The sequence below is a fragment of the Amycolatopsis sp. WAC 01376 genome (assembly GCF_003947415.1).
Classification (GTDB): Bacteria; Actinomycetota; Actinomycetes; order Mycobacteriales; family Pseudonocardiaceae; genus Amycolatopsis.
The window spans coordinates 718,050-734,866 of sequence record NZ_QHKL01000004.1 but is presented as its reverse complement, the minus strand read 5'-3'; the positions used below and the strand labels follow the sequence as shown (position 1 = coordinate 734,866).

Sequence of the window (16,817 nt, the reverse complement as noted above, 5' to 3'; positions counted from 1 at the left end):
TCTCCTTACCGGGCGGCGGTCAACGGCCGGGTCTTGACCTCGGGTACTTCACCGAAGTGCTCGAGTACCCAGGAATCCGAGTAGATGGTGTCGAGGTAGCGGTTGCCGTCGTCGGGGAAGACGAGCACACAGCGGGATCCGGCGGGGATGCGGTGGCGCAGCTTGCCGAGCGCGGACACGGTCGCGCCCGACGACCCGCCTGCCAGGATCGCTTCACGCGCCACCAGCAGCCGGCAGGCACGCACGCATTCCAGGTCGGTCACATGGACGATCTCGCTGACCACGCCGACGTCCACCAAGGGCGGCCGCCGCCCGGCACCGTGTCCCGGGATCAGCCGGTCCTCGGTCGGGGTGTGGAAGATCGCGCTGCCCGCGGCGTCGACCGCGACCAGTTTCGTGGCCAGGCCGTGGTCGCGGATGTGGTCGGCGCAGCCGCGCAGCGTGCCGCCGGTGCTGACCGAGCAGAACAGGTAGTCGACCCGTCCGTCCAGCGCGGTGACGATCTCGGCCATCGTCCGCTCGTGCGCGGCCGCGTTGAGCGGGTTCTCGTATTGGTTGGGCCAGAACGCGTCCGGCAGCAGCGCCACCAGTTCCCGCACCCGCGCGATCCGCGCGCCGAGCAGGTCGCCGCCCGGCGCGGACACGACTTCCACCGCCGCGCCGTAGGCCCGCAACAGGGCGACGGTCTGGGCGGTCGTCCGGGTGTCGACCACGCAGATCAGCTCGAGCCCGAAGTAGGCGCACAGCTGGGCGAGGCCGACACCGAGGTTGCCGGAGGTCGACTCCACCACCACCGACCGGCCCGGTATCAGCTCACCGGCCTGGATCTTGCCGCGCAGCATGTGCAGCGCGGTGCGGTCCTTGACACTGCCGCCCGGATTGAACTTCTCCATCTTGGCGAACACCTGGACGTCCGCGATCGGCACGACCCGCTCCAGCGCGACCAGTGGGGTGTCGCCGATCGTCGCGAGCACTCCGCTCAAATCACCCGTGCTCAACGGACACCCACTCTCTCCTGGCCGCCGGAACCGTGGCCGCGACATTGCCGCCGGATACGACCGCCACGGTCGCGCCACGCCACCGTCCGGTCAGGTGGGCGGCGGTCGCCACCGCACCGCTCGGCTCCGCGAGCACCCCGAACCGGTCGGACAGGAACTCCTGCGCGGCGACGATGCCGTCCTCGTCGACGGTGACGATGTCGTCCACGAGCACCCTGATATGCCGCCACGCCAGCTCGCCGAGCACCGGCGCGCGCAGCCCGTCCGCGATCGTGCGGTAGGTCCGCTCCACCGGCCACCGCACCAGCCTGCCCAGGCGCAGCGACTCGGCCGCGTCCCCGGCCAGCGCCGGCTCGACCCCGACGACACGGGTGCCGGGGGAGACCGCCTTCACCGCGGCGGCGACCCCGGCGAGCAGGCCGCCGTTGCACACCGGCACCAGGACGGTGCGCACCTCCGGCAGATCCGCCACGATCTCGGCGCCGACCGTGCCGTGCCCGGCGATCACGTCGAAGTCGGCGGAACCGACGACGGTGGCGCCGGTCCGTGCCGCCAGTTCGGCCGTGGTCCGTTCGCGCAGCGCGGGTGGCACGATCACGACGTGCGCGCCGAGCGCGCGTACCGCGTCCACCTTCAACGCGGGCGCGGTTGCGGGAAGGACGACCGTGGCGCGCAGGCCGTGCAGTGCCGCCGCGTAGGCCACCGCACGCCCGTGGTTGCCGGACGACTGGGCGAGGACGTGGCCCGCGGTGAGCCGGGCGACCGCGTTGAGCGCGCCTCGTGCCTTGAACGAACCGGTCCGCTGCCGGTGCTCCGGTTTGAGCCACAGGTCGCCGACCGGGCCGAGCAGGGGAGTGCGGTGCACGGCGTACCGGATCCGCTCGGCGGCGGAACGCAGGTCGGCCGGGGTGACGAGAGAGGACATCGGTGTCACCGCGCCAGGTTCCGGTCGGCGAGCGCCTGCACCCGGTCGAGGTCGGCGTCGATCTCCGCCGGTGGCGCCGCGTCCGGCAGCAGGTCCTCGATGTCGCGCAGCGGCCGGTACCGCAGCCCGAGCACGCCCCACACCACCAGCACGGCACCGGACACCACCATCAGCGTGGCGAAGCCGCCGAGCCGATCGGCGAGCGGTCCCGCGGTCAGGAACCCGAGCGGTTGCATGGCGGTGGCCAGCATGACGTTGATCGCCAGCACCCGGCCCTGCAGCTGCTGGCCGACCTTCGTCTGGATGATCGACAGCCAATGCGCGTTGCCGATGCTCATGCACGCCAGCCGCACGAACAGGCCGGCCGCGACCACGAACACGGACGGCCACGCGCCCATCAGCGCCACCCCGAGCCCGGAGCCGATGACGAAGGCGATCATGCCGGTGGAACGGCGTGTGGTGCCGCCCCAGGTCACCACGACGAGTGCGCCGACCGCGGCGCCGATCCCGCCGACGGCACTGACCACACCCAGTTCGCCCGTCGAGCCGAGCGACAGGACCAGCGGGGTGAGCCCGACCCACATCACGGCGGTGAAGTAGTTGACCACCGCGAAGTAGCCGATCATCACCAGCAGCGGTTTGCGGCGCAGCACGAACTTCCACCCGCCGGTGACCGCCCTCGTGAACGGTTCGGCCTGCGTGAAGAACATCCGGTTCGGGAACCGCACCAGCATCAGCGTGGTCACCCCGATCGCGAACGTGGCGACGTCGACCACGACGACCGCGGTCAGCCCGGACAGTCCCATGAGGACACCGCCGAGGACCGGCCCGAGTACGGTGCCGAGCCCGGCGCCCATGTCGGCGAGCGCGTTGGCCTGCGGCAAGTACGGCTTCGGCACCAGCTGGGCGATCGCCGCCAGGTAGGCGGGCCGGTGGAACGCCGACGCCACCGACATGACCCCGACGATCACGCAGACCGCCACGAGATCGAGCCGTCCCAAGGCGACCAGGACGGCGAGCGCGGCCATCGCCGCGCCGCTCGTCAGATCGCAGCACAGCATGATCCGCCTGCGGTCCACCCGGTCGGCGAGCGCGCCGCCGACCGGCGTCAGCAGCATGCTCGGCACACGGGCGAGCAACACGACCAGCGCGAGATCGATGACGCGTCCGCTGAGCTGGTAGGCCCACACGCCGAGCGCGAACGCGCTCAGTTCGTTGCCGATCATCGACACGGCTTGGCCACCCGCCACGGTGTAGAACGCGCGGAGCCCGCGCCGGGTCGCGGTCGCGGCGACCGGGACGTCGCCGACTTCCGGCGGCAGGTCACCGGCGGCCCAGCGGGGCAGCCGGTCCCGCAGCAGCGCGGCGACGTCGGCGGCCTGGTGACGCAGGAAGTAGTGCCCGGCCTTGGGCAGCACGGCCAGCTCGACCCGGTCGGCGAACACGCCCCACTCGCGGTACCGCTCCTGGTACAGCTCGGTCGCCGGGTCGCTCGACCCGACCACGCACAGGATCGGCGCAGTGAGCCGCGGTGTTCGCCCGGCGTCCGGGTCGAGCGCGCCGCCGAACCACGCCTGCGCCTGTCCGGCGTCGTGCCGCAGCGCCCGCAGCATCGCCGCGCTCGCGGTCTCGTCCATGTCGTCCAGCAGTCCGCCGGTGGCCCGCAGCGTGTCCCGGTAGAGCCGGTCCGCCACCCAGCGTTCGCGCGGGAATCGGCGTTGCAGCCAGGCGGAAAGCTTGCCCGGCAGGCGTGCGGAGGGGAAGCTGCCCGCCACGACCACTCCGGCGACGGTGCGGCCGTCGGCCTCCAGCCGGGCGGCGAGCGCGGTGGCCACCGCGGAACCGACGCAATGCCCGTACAGCGCGACCGGGCCGGTGACGGTCCGGCCGATCTCCTCGGCCAGCAGGTCCACGACCTCGTCGACGGTGCGGAACGCCTCGTCGGGCCGGGCCACGTCGTGGCCGGGCAGTTCGACGGCGAGCAGGTCGACGCCCGGTGTGGTGGCGGCGAGTTCCGTGGCCAGTGGCTGGAACACCGCGGCCGAGCCACCGCCGTAGGGCACGCAGACGAGCGTCACGTCCGGTGTGCCCGCGCGGGCGGGGGAGAGGCGGTGCAGCAGGCGTCCGTCGCCGGTCTCCTGCCCGGCGTCGAGGTGGGCGGCCAGTTCGCGGACGGTCGGGTGCAGGAACAGGTCGATGACCCGAAGCCGCTCGTCGATCAGCCGGACCGCGCGGACCGCGGTGAACGAATGGCCGCCGAGGGCGAAGAAGTCGTCCTCCGCGCGGACTTCGGGCACATCGAGCACCTGCGCCCACACCTGAGCGACGCGGTGCTCGGTCGGCGTTTCCGGCACACGGGAACTCTTCACCGGCGCGGGAATGGGCTCGCTGACCGGGCGGGACCCGGCGCGGGCCGGACCGGCCGCGGCGACCGGCTGGTCCACATTGGACAGCAAGCCGGTCAGGAGTGCCTGGAAGTCGGTGACGATCCCTTCCGCGGTACCGGCGTCGAAGAGGTCGGCCCGGTAGGCGAGGCCACCGAGGTAAGTGTCGCCGTCGTTGACCAGCACCATGCTGAGGTCGAACTTCACCTGCTCGCCCGCGTCGCGGACGGCCGTCACCTCGACACCCGGGATGGCGGGCGGCGTCGCCGGCTGGTCGAGGACGTTCAGCAGTACCTGGAAGATCGGCGTCGCGGCCACGGACCGCTCCGGCCGCAGCCGCTCGATGATCCCTTCGAGGGGCGTCTCGGCGTGCGCGAACGCGCCGAGCACGGTCTCACGTGACCGGCCGAGCAACTCCCGCACGGTCGGGTCGCCACCGAGGTCCGTGCGCAACACGAGCGTGTTCACGAAACAGCCCACCGTCGACTCGGCGTCCGGGTGATGCCGCCCGGACTCCGGCACGCCGACCGCGACGTCGTCGGTACCGGCGCGGCGGCCGAGCAGTTCCTGCCAGCAGGCCAGCAGCACCATGAACGGTGTCACGCCCGCCTCGGCCGCGACCTCCCGGACGCGTGCGGTGAGCGCGGCGGGGAGGGCGAACCGGACGTGCCCGCCGGACCAGTCGGCCACCGCCGGACGGGGCCGGTCGGTCGGCAACGCGAGCAGCGGCGGCAGCCCGGACAGGCGGTCGCACCACCACTCCAGGTCTTCGTCGCGCCCGCGGGCGGCCAGCCAGGCGGCGTAGTCCGCGTACTGGACGGGCAGGGCCGCGTCCGGTGCCGATCCGGCGAGCCGGGCGGCGTACGCGTCGGCGAGGTCCGTGCCGATGACGCCGCGCGACCAGTTGTCGGTCGCGATGTGGTGCACGGTGAGCGCGAGCACGTGCTCATCGGCGGCGATCCGGAACAGCGAGGCCCGCAGCGGCGGCTCCCGGTCGAGCGCGAACGGCCGCGCCAGCTCCGCCCGGCATGCCGCGTCCACCCGGTCGGCCGAGATATCCACAATGGACACTGGCACGCGGTCGGCCGGCACCGGCACGGCCACCGGGGTGCCGTCCCGCTCTTCGATGACGCTGCGCAGGACGGTGTGCCGGGCGGCTACGTCCCACACCGCGAGCGCCATCGCCGCCGCGTCCAGCGGCCCGCGCAGCCGCAGCACGAGATCGGCGTGATAGGCAGACCCCGGTCCTAGCAGTTCGAGAAACCACAGCCGTGCCTGCGCGGACGACAGCGGCGCAGGTGCTTCGGGGTCCGGCCGCACGGGGATGGGCGCGCCGCCGGACACGCCGCCAGGGTCGGCGGCCAGCGCGGCGGCGAGGTCGGCCAGCACCGGATGCTCGAACATCGTGCGCACGGCGACGTCGCGGCGCAGCGCCTCGCCCAGCCGTCCCGCCACGCGCACCGCGGCGAAGGAATGACCGCCCACGGCGAAGAAGTCGTCGTCGGCGGCGATGCCGTCGATCCCGAGCACGTCGCCCCAGACCCGCGCCACGAGCCGCTCGGCCGGGGTCGCCACCGGCCGCCGCGTGGCAGGCTCCCGCTCGGTGACGTCGGGCAGCGCCGCCCGGTCGATCTTGCCGTTCGCGTTGAGAGGCAAGCGGTCCAGGACCGTGAGTGAGCCGGGCACCATGTAGTCCGGCAGCCGGTCACGCAGCGCCCGCCGCACGGTCGCCACGTCGAGCCCCGGCCCGACCAGCCAAGCGGCCAGGCGCCGGTCGAGGCCGACGCCGACGGGAAGCACCACGGCGTCGGCCACCCCGTCGACGTCGCGGAGGGCGGCGGTGACCTCGCCCAGTTCCACCCGGTGCCCGCGCACCTTCACCTGGTCGTCGGCGCGGCCGAGGAACTGCACGGTGCCGTCGGCACGCACCCGCAGCAGATCGCCGCTGCGGAAGCACCGCACGCCGGCGCCCAGCGGATCGGGTACGAACCGGGCCGCGGTCTGCGTGTCGTCGCCAAGGTAGCCGCGGGTGATCTGCGGCCCGCCGATCACCAGCTCGCCGGTCATGCCGTCGGGCACGACCGCGCCGCGCGCGTCGACGAGATGGCCGACGACCCCGGGCAGCGGCGTGCCGAGCGGCACGTATCCGGTGCGCTCGTGCGACGGGACGGCCGCCACGTCGCACGTCATCGAGATCATCGTGCTCTCGGTGTGCCCGTAGTGGCTCTGCACCCGAAGGCCGGGACGGGCCGCCTCGACCCGCTCGACGAGCGACCACGGGCACGCCTCGCCGGCGAGGATCAGCAGCCGCCTCGGCAGCACGGTGGCCAGGTCCCCGTGCCGGGCAAGGAGTTCCAGGTGACTGGGCACGCACTTGAGTACGTCGACCGGATGCTCGGCCAGATACCCGGCGAAGGACTCAGGGTCCATCGCGGTGTCCCGGTCGACCAGGTGGACGGTGCCGCCGGTGGTGAGCGCGCCGTACACGCAGGTGAGACCGAAGTCGGCGGCCGGGGTGGAGACGACCGCGAACGACGCGCCCGCCACGTCGCCGAGCCGGGGCAGCATGCCCGACAGGTAGTGCGCGACGTTGCGGTGCTCGACCGCGACTCCCTTCGGCGCACCGGTGGAACCGGACGTGAAGATCACGTGGATCAGGTCGTGCCCCGCGACCGGGACGTCCGGCCGGGTGCTGGGCTGGTCCGCGACCGCGTCGTCGACGGTCAGAACGGTGACCCCGGGAACGGTGATGTCGAGGCCGGGTTCGGCGAGCAGGATCCGCGCGCCCGCGGTGGCGAGGATGGCGGCCACCCGAGCCTGCGGATAGGTGGTGTCCATCGGCAGGTAGGCGCCGCCGGATTTCATGATGCCCAGCACCGCGCACGCCACGTCCGTGCCCTGTTCGAGCAGCAGCCCGACCGGCTCGTCGGCATGGACTCCGAGCGCCCGCAGCCGGTGCGCGATCCGGTTGGCGCGTTCGTCGAGCCGCCGGTAGGTGAGCGTGCCGGTCGCGCCGACCACGGCGACCCGGTCCGGGCAGCGGTCGGCGGTGTCCTCGATCAGCGTGTGCACCGGGCGGAGTTCGGTCCGCTCCTGCTCCGGGCCCGCCAGCGCCGGGGTGGTGACCACTTCGATGGGCACCTCGGCCACGGGCCGGTCGAGGTCCGCGGTGATCCCGTCGACGAGCGTGACGAACCAGCGGGCGATCCGTTCGGCGGTGCCGCGGTCGAACAGGTCGGTGCGGTAGGCCAGCCCGCCCGAATAGCCGTCGCCGGACCGGGACAGCGCGAGGTTCAGGTCGAACTTGACGCTGCGCACCGGCGGTTCGGTGATCCGGGTGGCCAGACCGGGCAGCTCGGGTGCCCGCGACGGTTCGTCGAGCACGTTGAGCATGACCTGGAAGACCGGCGCCGCGTCGAGCCCGCGTCGGGGCGCGACGCGCTCCACGATCCGCTCGAACGCCACGTCCGTATGCGCGAACGCGTCGAGCACCGTGTCGCGGGCGGCGGCGAGCAGTTCCCGGCCGGTGGTCGCCCCGGCCAGGTCGGTGCGCAGCACCAGCGTGCCGACGAAGCAGCCGACGACCCGTTCGGCGTCCGGGTGGCGCCGTCCGGATTCCGGCACACCCACCGGCACGTCGGTCGTCCCGGCCAGCCTGGCGAGCAGTGTCTGCCAGCACGCCAGGAACACCATGAACGGGGTGGTGCCGGTGGTGCGGCCGATCTCCCGCAATCGCGCGGTGAGCGTGGCAGGCACTTCGACCTCGACCTCGGCACCCTCGTCCCCGGCCACGGCCGGACGGGGCCGGTCGGTCGGCAGCTCCAGCACCGGAGGGAGCCCGGCGAGCCGCTCGGCCCACCAGTCCAGGCCGTCCTCGGCGGTGTCCGGCCTGGAACCGTTCCACGCCACCAGGTCCGCGTACTGAAGAGCCGGTGGCGGCGGCAGGTCGCGGACGCCGAGGCGAGCCGCATAGCAGGCGGCGAGGTCGTCGAGCACGACGGCGACCGACGGGGCGTCCATCGCGATGTGGTGGAACGTCAACGCCAGCACCCGCCGGTCGGCGGTGACCCGGAACAGCACGGCCCGCATCGGTGGCATGTCCTCGAGCGAGAACGGACGGGTGGCCTCGGCGGCCACCGCGGCGTCCAGCTCGGCCGCGGTGGCGTCCACAGTGGACACCGGGACGGCGGGCCCGGCGCACCGCATCGGTTCGCCGTCGATCTCCCGGTACACGCCGCGGAGCACGTCGTGGCGGTCGGCGACGTCCCGGACCGCGGCGAGCAGCGCGGTCTCGTCGGCCGGTCCGGTCAGTTCGAGCACGAGCGGCAGGTTGTAGGCGTGGCCGCCGGGTTCGAAGCGGGCCAGGAACCACAGCCTGGCCTGCGCGGGCGACAGCGGCACCGGCGATCCGTCGCGGGGGAGCCGGGGGATGGCGGGCTCCGCGGCGGGGGTTCCGCCACGCAGTGCGGCGGTGGCGCGGTCGGCGAGCAGCTCACGCAGGCGCCGCTGTGCGGGAGTGACCAGCGAGTCGGTCATACCGTGCTCCCCGTCGGGACACCGATGGAGTCGTCCTCCGCCAGAGCGGTCATCGCGATCCGTTCCAGCTCCGCCGCGAACTCCCGCAGCACCGGCCGGTCGAACAGGCACCGCACCGGAACGGGGAAACCGAGCGCCTCGCCGAGGCGGCCGACGACCTTGGTCGCGGCGAGCGAATGCCCGCCGAGGCCGAAGAAGTCGTCCAGGGCGCCGACCCGCTCCCGGCCGAGCACTGCGGCCCAGGTCATCGCGACGAGTTCCTCGACCGCCGATGACGGCGGGCTGTCCGGTCGCGCCGGTGCCGAGGGGGCGGGCAGTGCGGCGCGATCCACCTTGCCGGTCGCCGTGGCCGGGAACGTGTCGAGCGGTACCCACCGGTGCGGCACCGCGTAGTCGGGGAGTCGTCCGCGTAGTACGGCCGCCACCGCCTCGATGTCCACAGTGGACGGAGTGAGGTAGCCGACGAGGTGTGGTTCGCCTTCCCCTGTGCGCACCACGACCACCGCATCGGTCACCCCGGCGACCGTGCGCAGCACATGCTCCACCTCGCCGAGTTCCACCCGGTTGCCGCGGATCTTCACCTGGTGGTCGGCGCGGCCGTGGAACTCCAGCACGCCGTCGGCGCGCCAGCGGACCAGGTCGCCGGTGCGGTAGGAGCGGCCCCCGTGCAACGGATCGGTGCCGAAGGCGGCCGCGGTCTGATCCGGGCGGTCTCGGTAGCCTCGCGCCACGCCGGCGCCGCCGATGCGCAACTCGCCGACCGCGCCGGGAAGCGCGGCCTGACCGAACGGGTCGACCACCGTGAGCAGGGTGCCGCCGAGCGGTCCGCCGATCGGTATCGGCCGGTCGGCCGCCAGATCGGCGGTGGTCACGAGATGAGTGGTCGCGGTGATGGTGGTCTCCGTGGGTCCGTAGCAGTTGCACAGGCTCGCGACCCGGGCGGTGAGCTGCCGCGCCAGCGCGACGTCGAGGGCTTCACCGCCGGAGAACACGTGAAGTCCCGGCAGAGCGGGAAGTCCGGCGGCGACGAGCATCCGCAAGGTGGTCGGGGTCGGGTTGAACCGGGTCGCGCCGGTCGCGACGAGTCGCTGTACCAGCGCGTGCCCGTCGACGGCACAGTCGCGGTCGGCGATCGCGCAGTGCGCGCCCGCGGCCAGCGTCGTCCAGATCTCGCCGGTGGCCGTGTCGAACACGAGCGGCGCCACCGCAAGCCACGTGTCGGCGGGCCGCACGCCGGTGACTTCGCGGAAGGCGCGGACCAGCGCGGCGAGGTTCCCGTGCGTGACCGCGACGCCCTTCGGCCTGCCGGTCGAACCGGACGTGTAAAGGACGTAGGCGAGGTCGTCCTTGTCCGGCTCCCGCAGTGCGTGGGTGTCCGCGACGGGGGCGTCGAGGTCCACGACGGTCAGATGCGGCAGCGCGGCGCGGGCCACGTCCAGCGCGTGGCCGCGGGCGGCGACGACCCGGACCCCGGCGTCGGCGGCGATCGCCGCGATCCGGTCCGCGGGATGGCCGGGATCCAGTGGCAGGTACGCGCCACCCGCCCGCCACACCGCGAGCAGCCCGGCGGGCAGGTATTCGTCGCGCGGCAGGCATACGCCGACCACGTCACCGGTGTCGACACCTGCGGCGAGCAGACCGCGGGCGCCCTGTGTCGACCAGGTGGCCAGGTCCGCATAGGACAGTCGCCCGGCAGGCGACGACGTCGCCACCGCGTCCGGCCGTTGCGCGAGCACCTCGGCGACCACGGTTCGCGTGGCAGGCAAAGATTTCCCGGTCCCCCAGGCGAGCAGCCCGGCGCGTTCCGCGTCGTCCAGGATGTCCAGTGTGGACAGTTCGGCGCCCGGATCGGCAGTGAGCCGGTCCAGCAGGGTGCCGTACCAGCGGGCCCAGCGTTCGATCGTGGCCTGGTCGAACAGATCGGTGCGGAACACGAGCCTGCCGGTGTAGCCGTCGCCGGTGCGGGCGAGGTCCAGGTTCAGGTCGTACAGCGCGGTGGCGACCGGTTGCGGCAGCACCGTCACGGCCAGGTCGCCGAGCGTCGCGGTCGCCTGCTCGTCGAGGACGTTCATCATCACCTGGCACACCGGGGTGCTCGCCGAGTCCCGCTCGGGCGCGAGCCGTCGCACGACCTCGTCGAACGGCACGTCGGCGTGCGCGAACGCGTCGAGTACCGCGTCGCGTGTCCTGGCCACGAGTTCTAGGCCCGACCGGGCCCCGAGGTCGGCACGGACGGCCACGGTGTTGACGAAGAAACCGACCATCCCGGCCAGTTCGGCGGAGCGGCCACTGTGCGGCACGGCGACCGCGAGGTCCCGTACCCCGGCCAGCCGCGCGAGAAGCAGTTGCCAGGCCGCGAGCAGGATCGTGAACGGGGTGGTCCCGGCGTCGTTCGCCATGGTGTGGACCCGGCCGGTGACGACCGAGGACAGCCGGATCGGGACTTCGTCCGCCGTCCAGTCGGCGACGGCGGGGCGGGGACGGTCGGCAGGCAGCCGTAGCGCGGGCAGGCCCGCGAGCCGCCGCTCCCACCAGTCGAGCCCCTCGGCCCGGTCCTGCTCGCGTTCCCCCGTGGCGTGGTCGGCGTACTGGAGTGCCGGTGGTGTCGGCCAGTCGTCGGGTTCGGTGCGATAGAACTGGTCCATTTCGGACAACAGGAGCCGTTGCGAGACCGCGTCGGTGGCGATGTGGTGGCAGGTGAGGGCCAGCACGTGGTGGTCCGGTGCGAGCCGGAACAGGACCACGCGCAGCGGTGGCGCGGCGTCCAGCGCGAACGGCCGCCGGATCTCGGCGGCCACCGCCGCGTCCGTCTCCCGCTCCCTGATGTCCACAGTGGACATCGGAACGGCGTCGACCGGACCGAGGAGCGCGACCGGCTCCCCGTCGATCTCGGTGAACCGGCTGCGCAGCACGTGATGGCGCGCCGCGAGCGCACGGATCGCGCGATACAGGCGCGACTCGTCCAGCGTGCCCCGGATCCGCAGCACGGTGGGGGAGTTGTAGGCGGCGCTGCCCGGGTCGAGCTTCGCCGCGAACCACAGCATGCGCTGCGCCGACGACAGCGGCGCGGGTGCGGCCGGGTCCGCGCGGGCGACGAGCGGCCGGTCGGCGCAGGCGGCTTCCTCGCCGATCCGTGCGGTGAAGTCGGCGAGCACCGGGTGGTCGAACAAGGTGCGGACGGTGACCCGGCGTCTCAGCCGCGTGTGCAGGAGGCCGACCACCCGGGTCGCCGCCAGCGACCGGCCGCCGAGCGCGAAGAAGTCGCTGTCCGGGCCGATCCCTCCGTCGAATTCGAGGCATTCCCGCCACGCCTGCGCGACCACCTCCTCGGCATCCGACAGCGGCGTGGCCGAGTCCGGTTGGGCGACGGACACCGGCGGTAGCGCGCGCCGGTCGAGCTTTCCGTTGGGCAGCAAGGGGAGTGCGTCCAGGGTGCGCCACGAGCTCGGCACCATGTACGCGGGCAGCAGCCGTCGCGCCTGTCGCTCGACGGCCGCCGCGTCGACGGTCGCGGGGGTGAGGTAGCCGATCACGTGCGCGTCCACGCCGTCCGCGGCCACCGCCGCCGCGGCATCGTCTACATCGGACAGTCCGCGCAGTACCGACTCGATCTCGCCGAGCTCGAACCGGTTGCCGCGCACCTTCACCTGGTCGTCGGCGCGGCCGAGGAATTCCAGTGTCGCGTCCGGCCGCCACCGGACCAGATCACCGGTGCGGTAGCAGCGCTCGCCCGGCCGCACCGGATCGGCGACGAACGCGGACGCGGACAGTTCGGGTCGTGCCCGGTAGCCGGTCGCCACACCGGCGCCACCGATCCACAGCTCACCGATCGCGCCGGGCGGAGCGAGCCTGCCCGCCTCGTCCATGACGTACAGCCGGGTGCCCGGCGTCGGCGAACCGATCGGGACCCGGTCGTCCCCGGTGACCCGGTGCGCGGTCGCCGCGACCGTGGTCTCCGTCGGGCCGTAGCCGTTCCACAGTTCACGGACCAGCGGCAGGGTCCTCGCGGCGAGGTCCGGGTCGAGCACCTCGCCGCCGAGCAGCAGCCGCAGCCCGGGGTCACCCAGCCAGCCCGCGGCGAGCAGCATCCGCAGGCTGGTGGGGGTGAGGTCGACGATCGTGACGCCGTCTTCGGCGATCCGGCGCGCGAGCAGGTGGCCGTCGACGGCGCTGTCGCGATCGGCGACGACGCAGCGCGCGCCGGTGACGAGCGGCCACCACAGTTCCTCGGCGGACACGTCGAAGGCGAGTGGCGCGAGCGCGAGCATCGCGTCGTCCCGCGTCATGCCGGGGCGGAGCCCCCGGGACCGGACGAACGCGTGCAGGTTCGCGTGGCTGATCTCGACGCCCTTGGGTCGCCCGGTCGACCCCGAGGTGTACAGCACGTAGGCGAGCGCGTCGCCGTCCGGCAGCACCGGCTCGAAGGGCGCTCCGTCGGTCCGGTCGGCGCTGATCACGCACAGGCCAGGCACACCGTCGGCGATCTCCGACGCCACCGGCTGGGCGCCGCCACGCGTGAGCACGACCCGTAGGCCGGCCTCGCTCGTGAGCCGGGCCAGTCGCGCGACGGGTTGCTCGGTGTCGAGCGGCAGATATCCCGCACCTGCCCGCCACACGGCGAGCAACGCGGCAGGCAGGAACTCGTCGCGCGGCAGGCACACCCCGACCGCGTCGCCGGCCGCCACCCCGGCCGCGGCGAGGACGCGCGCGATCCGGTCGGCGTGGCCGACCAGTTCCGCGTACGTCAGCTGCCCGTCCTCAGCGGACACCGCGACCGCGTCCGGTGTCCTCGAAGCGTTGCGCCACACCGCGTCCGGCACGCCACCCGGGTCGTCGGCGGGCAGTGCGGGGCCGGTGCCCCACGTCGTCAGCTCGCCGAGTTCCCCGTCCACCGCCAGTGGCAGTGCGGACAGGGCGATGTCCGGTGTGGACACCGCGGAATGCAGAAGGTGCAGCAGGGAACGGGTGAACCAGCGGGCGCGCTCGGGGGCGAGCCACGACGGGTCGTGCTCGACGACCAGCTCGGCGCCACCGGCGTGGGCGTTCACGAACACCGTCAGCGGAGTGTGGCTGCCGCTGGTCGGCAGCTCGCCGAACAGGTCAAGCCGCGTGTCCGGCCCGTGCGCCGACAGCGGGACGCCGTCGGGTTGCACCGCGATCGACACCGGCGTGAGCGGTACCCCGGCGGGCCGGTCGCCGCCCCACAGCTCGGCGAGTTCACCGCTGGGCAGGCCCCGATGGTCGATGGCTTGCGCCGCCGTGGTCATGGCCGCGCGCAGCAGGTCGCGGAACGACGTGTCCGCCCCGAGCCGTAACCGGACCGGCAGGACGTCGACCAGCGGCCCGACGGTGTGTTCGAGCTCGGGCCGGTCCCGGTGCGCGGCCGCCATTCCCAGCAGCACGTCCTTGCCCCGCACCAGTTCGCCGACCAGCACCCCCAGCGCCGACAGGTACACCGCGAACGGCGTCACCCCGGTCGATTCGGCGAGCGCACGCACCGCCGACCCCAGCGACTCGGGCAGTGGCGTGCTGATCCGCTCCCCTTCGAAACGCCGACGGCCGTGCACGACGCGGTCGAACAGGGCGTCCGGCGGGGTCGCCCCCGCCAAGGCATCCGACCAGTACGCGGCCAGCCGGTCTCGTTCACCGGGCACCTCGGCGAGCGCGCGTTCTCGCAACGCCACCGCACCGACCTGCGCGAAGGAAGCCACGGGCACACCGGTCAGTTCCGCCATGAGCACGCCGATGGACGCGCCGTCGGTGGCGATGTGGTCGGACACGACGATCAGGTCGGCCACGTCGTCGGCGAGGCGGAGCAGCGTGATCCGCAGGAGCGGCGTGTCCTGGGTGAGGTCGAACGCGTGCCGGGCGGCGGCCGCGGTCAGTTCTCCGGCACGGCGGTCCGCGTCCGCGAGCCCGCGCAGGTCGTGCACGTCCACCGGAACCGGCACCGGCGGGCCCACCACCATGACCGGTTCGCCGTCGTGGTCACCGATCGTGCCGCGCAGCACCTCGTGCCGCGCCACGATCCCGTCCGCGGCGGCCCGCAGCGCGGGCACCGACACCCGGCCGCGCAGCCGCAGCCGCCACGCGACGGTCGTCGCGGTGCCGGTCGAGCCGAGCTGGGCGAGCGTCCACAGATCCCGTTGCGTGCCGGTCAGCGGGTAGTTCTTCCGGCCCGGGTGTGCCTCCAGCGCCACCGAGGGCGCCGCGGCAGGGGCGTCCGCGAGCCGCCGGGCGACCGCCGCCACCGTGCCGTCGGAGAGGAATTCCGCCAGCGTCACCACCCGGCCGGTGCTCTCCCGCAGCCGCGTGACCGCACGCGCCGCGGCGAGGGAGTGCCCGCCCGACTCGGAGAACCGGTCGTGCACACCGATTCCCGGTAGCCCGAACGCGACCGCGACCATCTCGGCGACCAGCCGCTCGGCCTCGGTGCGCGGGGCGGCGTACTCGGTGTCCCCGCGGTCGAACACCCACGCCGCCAGCGCGGTCCGGTCCGCCTTCCCGGTCGTGCCGAGCGGGATCGCGTCGAGCACGGCGATCCGTGACGGCACCAGGTGCGCGGGCAGCCGCGACCGCAGCCAGCGCAGCAGCTCCGGCTCGGACAGCCCGGCACCGGCCGGTTCGACGAACCCGACGAGCCTGCGCTCCCCGTGTTCGTCGGCAGGCGCGAGCACCACGGCGTTGCCGACGGCCGGATGGGTGAGAAGCGCAGCTTGGACCTGTCCCGGCTCGATCCGGAAGCCGCGCACCTTCACCTGGTCGTCGGCGCGGCCGACGAAGTGGTGCACGCCGTCGCGGCACCTGACCAAGTCACCGGTGCGGTAGTGCCGGACGCCGAGGGAGTCGACCACGAACTTCTCGGCGGTCAGCTCCGGCTGCCCCAGGTATCCGCGGGTCACGAGCGCCCCGCTGACCCACAGCTCACCGACCTCGTCGTCGCCGAGCGCGCGACCATCGGTGCCCCGCACCGAGAACGCCGCGCCGGGCAGCGGTGTGCCGATCGGCGGGTCGTCCAGCCCATCCCGGCCGACCTCGTGGCACGAGCAGTTCACCGTCACCTCGGTCGGGCCGTAGCAGTTCACGATCCGCCGCACGCTCTTGTTGGCGTAGAGGCGGTCGACGAGCGACCGATGCAGTGCCTCACCGGCGATCGCGACGGTCCGCACCGAACGTGGCAGCGGTGTGCGCGCCAGCACCGCCAGCACGGACGGCACGCCCTGGACGAACGTCACCTCGTCCCGTGCGGCCAGCCCGGGCAGCGCGAGCAGGTTCTCGGCGAGCACCAGGCTCCCGCCGGTCACCAGCGGCGGGAACACCTCGGCGACGGACGCGTCGAAGCAGACCGACGCGGCGCCGAGCACGCCACGCAGTTCGTCGTCGCTGTAGGTCGCGGCCGCCCATGCCAGCAACGCGAGCACATTGCGATGCTCGACCTGGACACCTTTCGGCCTGCCGGTGGAGCCGGACGTGTAGATCACGTACGCGAGGTCCGTGCCGGAACCCGGGACGCCGGGGGAGGTCGTGGGCGATGCGGCGACGTCCCCGACGGCCAGCACCGGCACGCCGGCGTCCGCGAGCGCGGCCGGACCCGGTTCGTCCGTCACCACCAGCGACAGCCCGGAGTCGGCGACGACCGACGCGCCGTGCGCCGGGGGAGCGGACGGGTCCAGCGGGACATACGCACACCCCGCCTTCAGCACGCCCAGCAGCGCGGGCACCAGCCACCGGCCGCGGCGCAGGCAGACACCGACCAGGTCACCGCGTGCAACCCCACGGCGGAGCAGGGCGTGCGCGACCGTGTTCGCGACCTCGTCCAACCGGGCGTAGCTCAGCCGCTCGTCACCCGCGACGAGCGCACAGCGGTGGGGTGTCCTTCGCGCCTGCTCCTCGAACGCCTCGTGTACCCGGCCGAACGCACCCAGATCTACCCGCAACCCGCTGAACCCCCTCATGACCCGGCCGGACTTCGCC

General features: G+C 73.5%; 4 protein-coding genes. All 4 read right to left on the bottom strand.

Going from position 1 to position 16,817, the window contains the following annotated elements:
* Positions 1-5: 5 nt before the first annotated feature.
* Genes sbnA through DMH03_RS25890 form a run of 4 tightly spaced genes read right to left on the bottom strand, consistent with a single transcriptional unit; the run spans position 6 to position 16,780 of the window.
* Positions 6-998, bottom strand: a complete 993-nt coding sequence (sbnA, locus tag DMH03_RS25905) for a 2,3-diaminopropionate biosynthesis protein SbnA (RefSeq protein WP_233611643.1) — start codon at positions 996-998, stop codon at positions 6-8.
* The gene (locus DMH03_RS25900; RefSeq protein ID WP_125794565.1) at positions 985-1,923 is read right to left on the bottom strand and encodes a threonine/serine dehydratase; all 939 of its coding nucleotides are present in this window, start codon (positions 1,921-1,923) and stop codon (positions 985-987) included. Before DMH03_RS25900 ends, sbnA begins: the two co-directional genes overlap by 14 nt.
* 5 nt (positions 1,924-1,928) lie before the next feature.
* Positions 1,929-8,843 carry a non-ribosomal peptide synthetase/MFS transporter gene (locus DMH03_RS25895; RefSeq protein ID WP_125794564.1) on the bottom strand — a complete coding sequence of 2,305 codons (6,915 nt, stop codon included), beginning with the start codon at positions 8,841-8,843 and terminating at the stop codon, positions 1,929-1,931.
* Positions 8,840-16,780, bottom strand: coding sequence for a non-ribosomal peptide synthetase (locus DMH03_RS25890; protein ID WP_158633122.1), 7,941 nt, complete (start codon positions 16,778-16,780; stop codon positions 8,840-8,842). Before DMH03_RS25890 ends, DMH03_RS25895 begins: the two co-directional genes overlap by 4 nt.
* Positions 16,781-16,817 lie beyond the last annotated feature (37 nt).

What these genes read in the sequence shown, in the direction of transcription:
- DMH03_RS25900 (WP_125794565.1), bottom strand. Translation starts at nt 1,923, where the DNA reads ATGTCCTCTCTCGTCACCCCGGCCGACCTGCGTTCCGCCGCCGAGCGG.
- DMH03_RS25895 (WP_125794564.1), bottom strand. Translation starts at nt 8,843, where the DNA reads ATGACCGACTCGCTGGTCACTCCCGCACAGCGGCGCCTGCGTGAGCTG.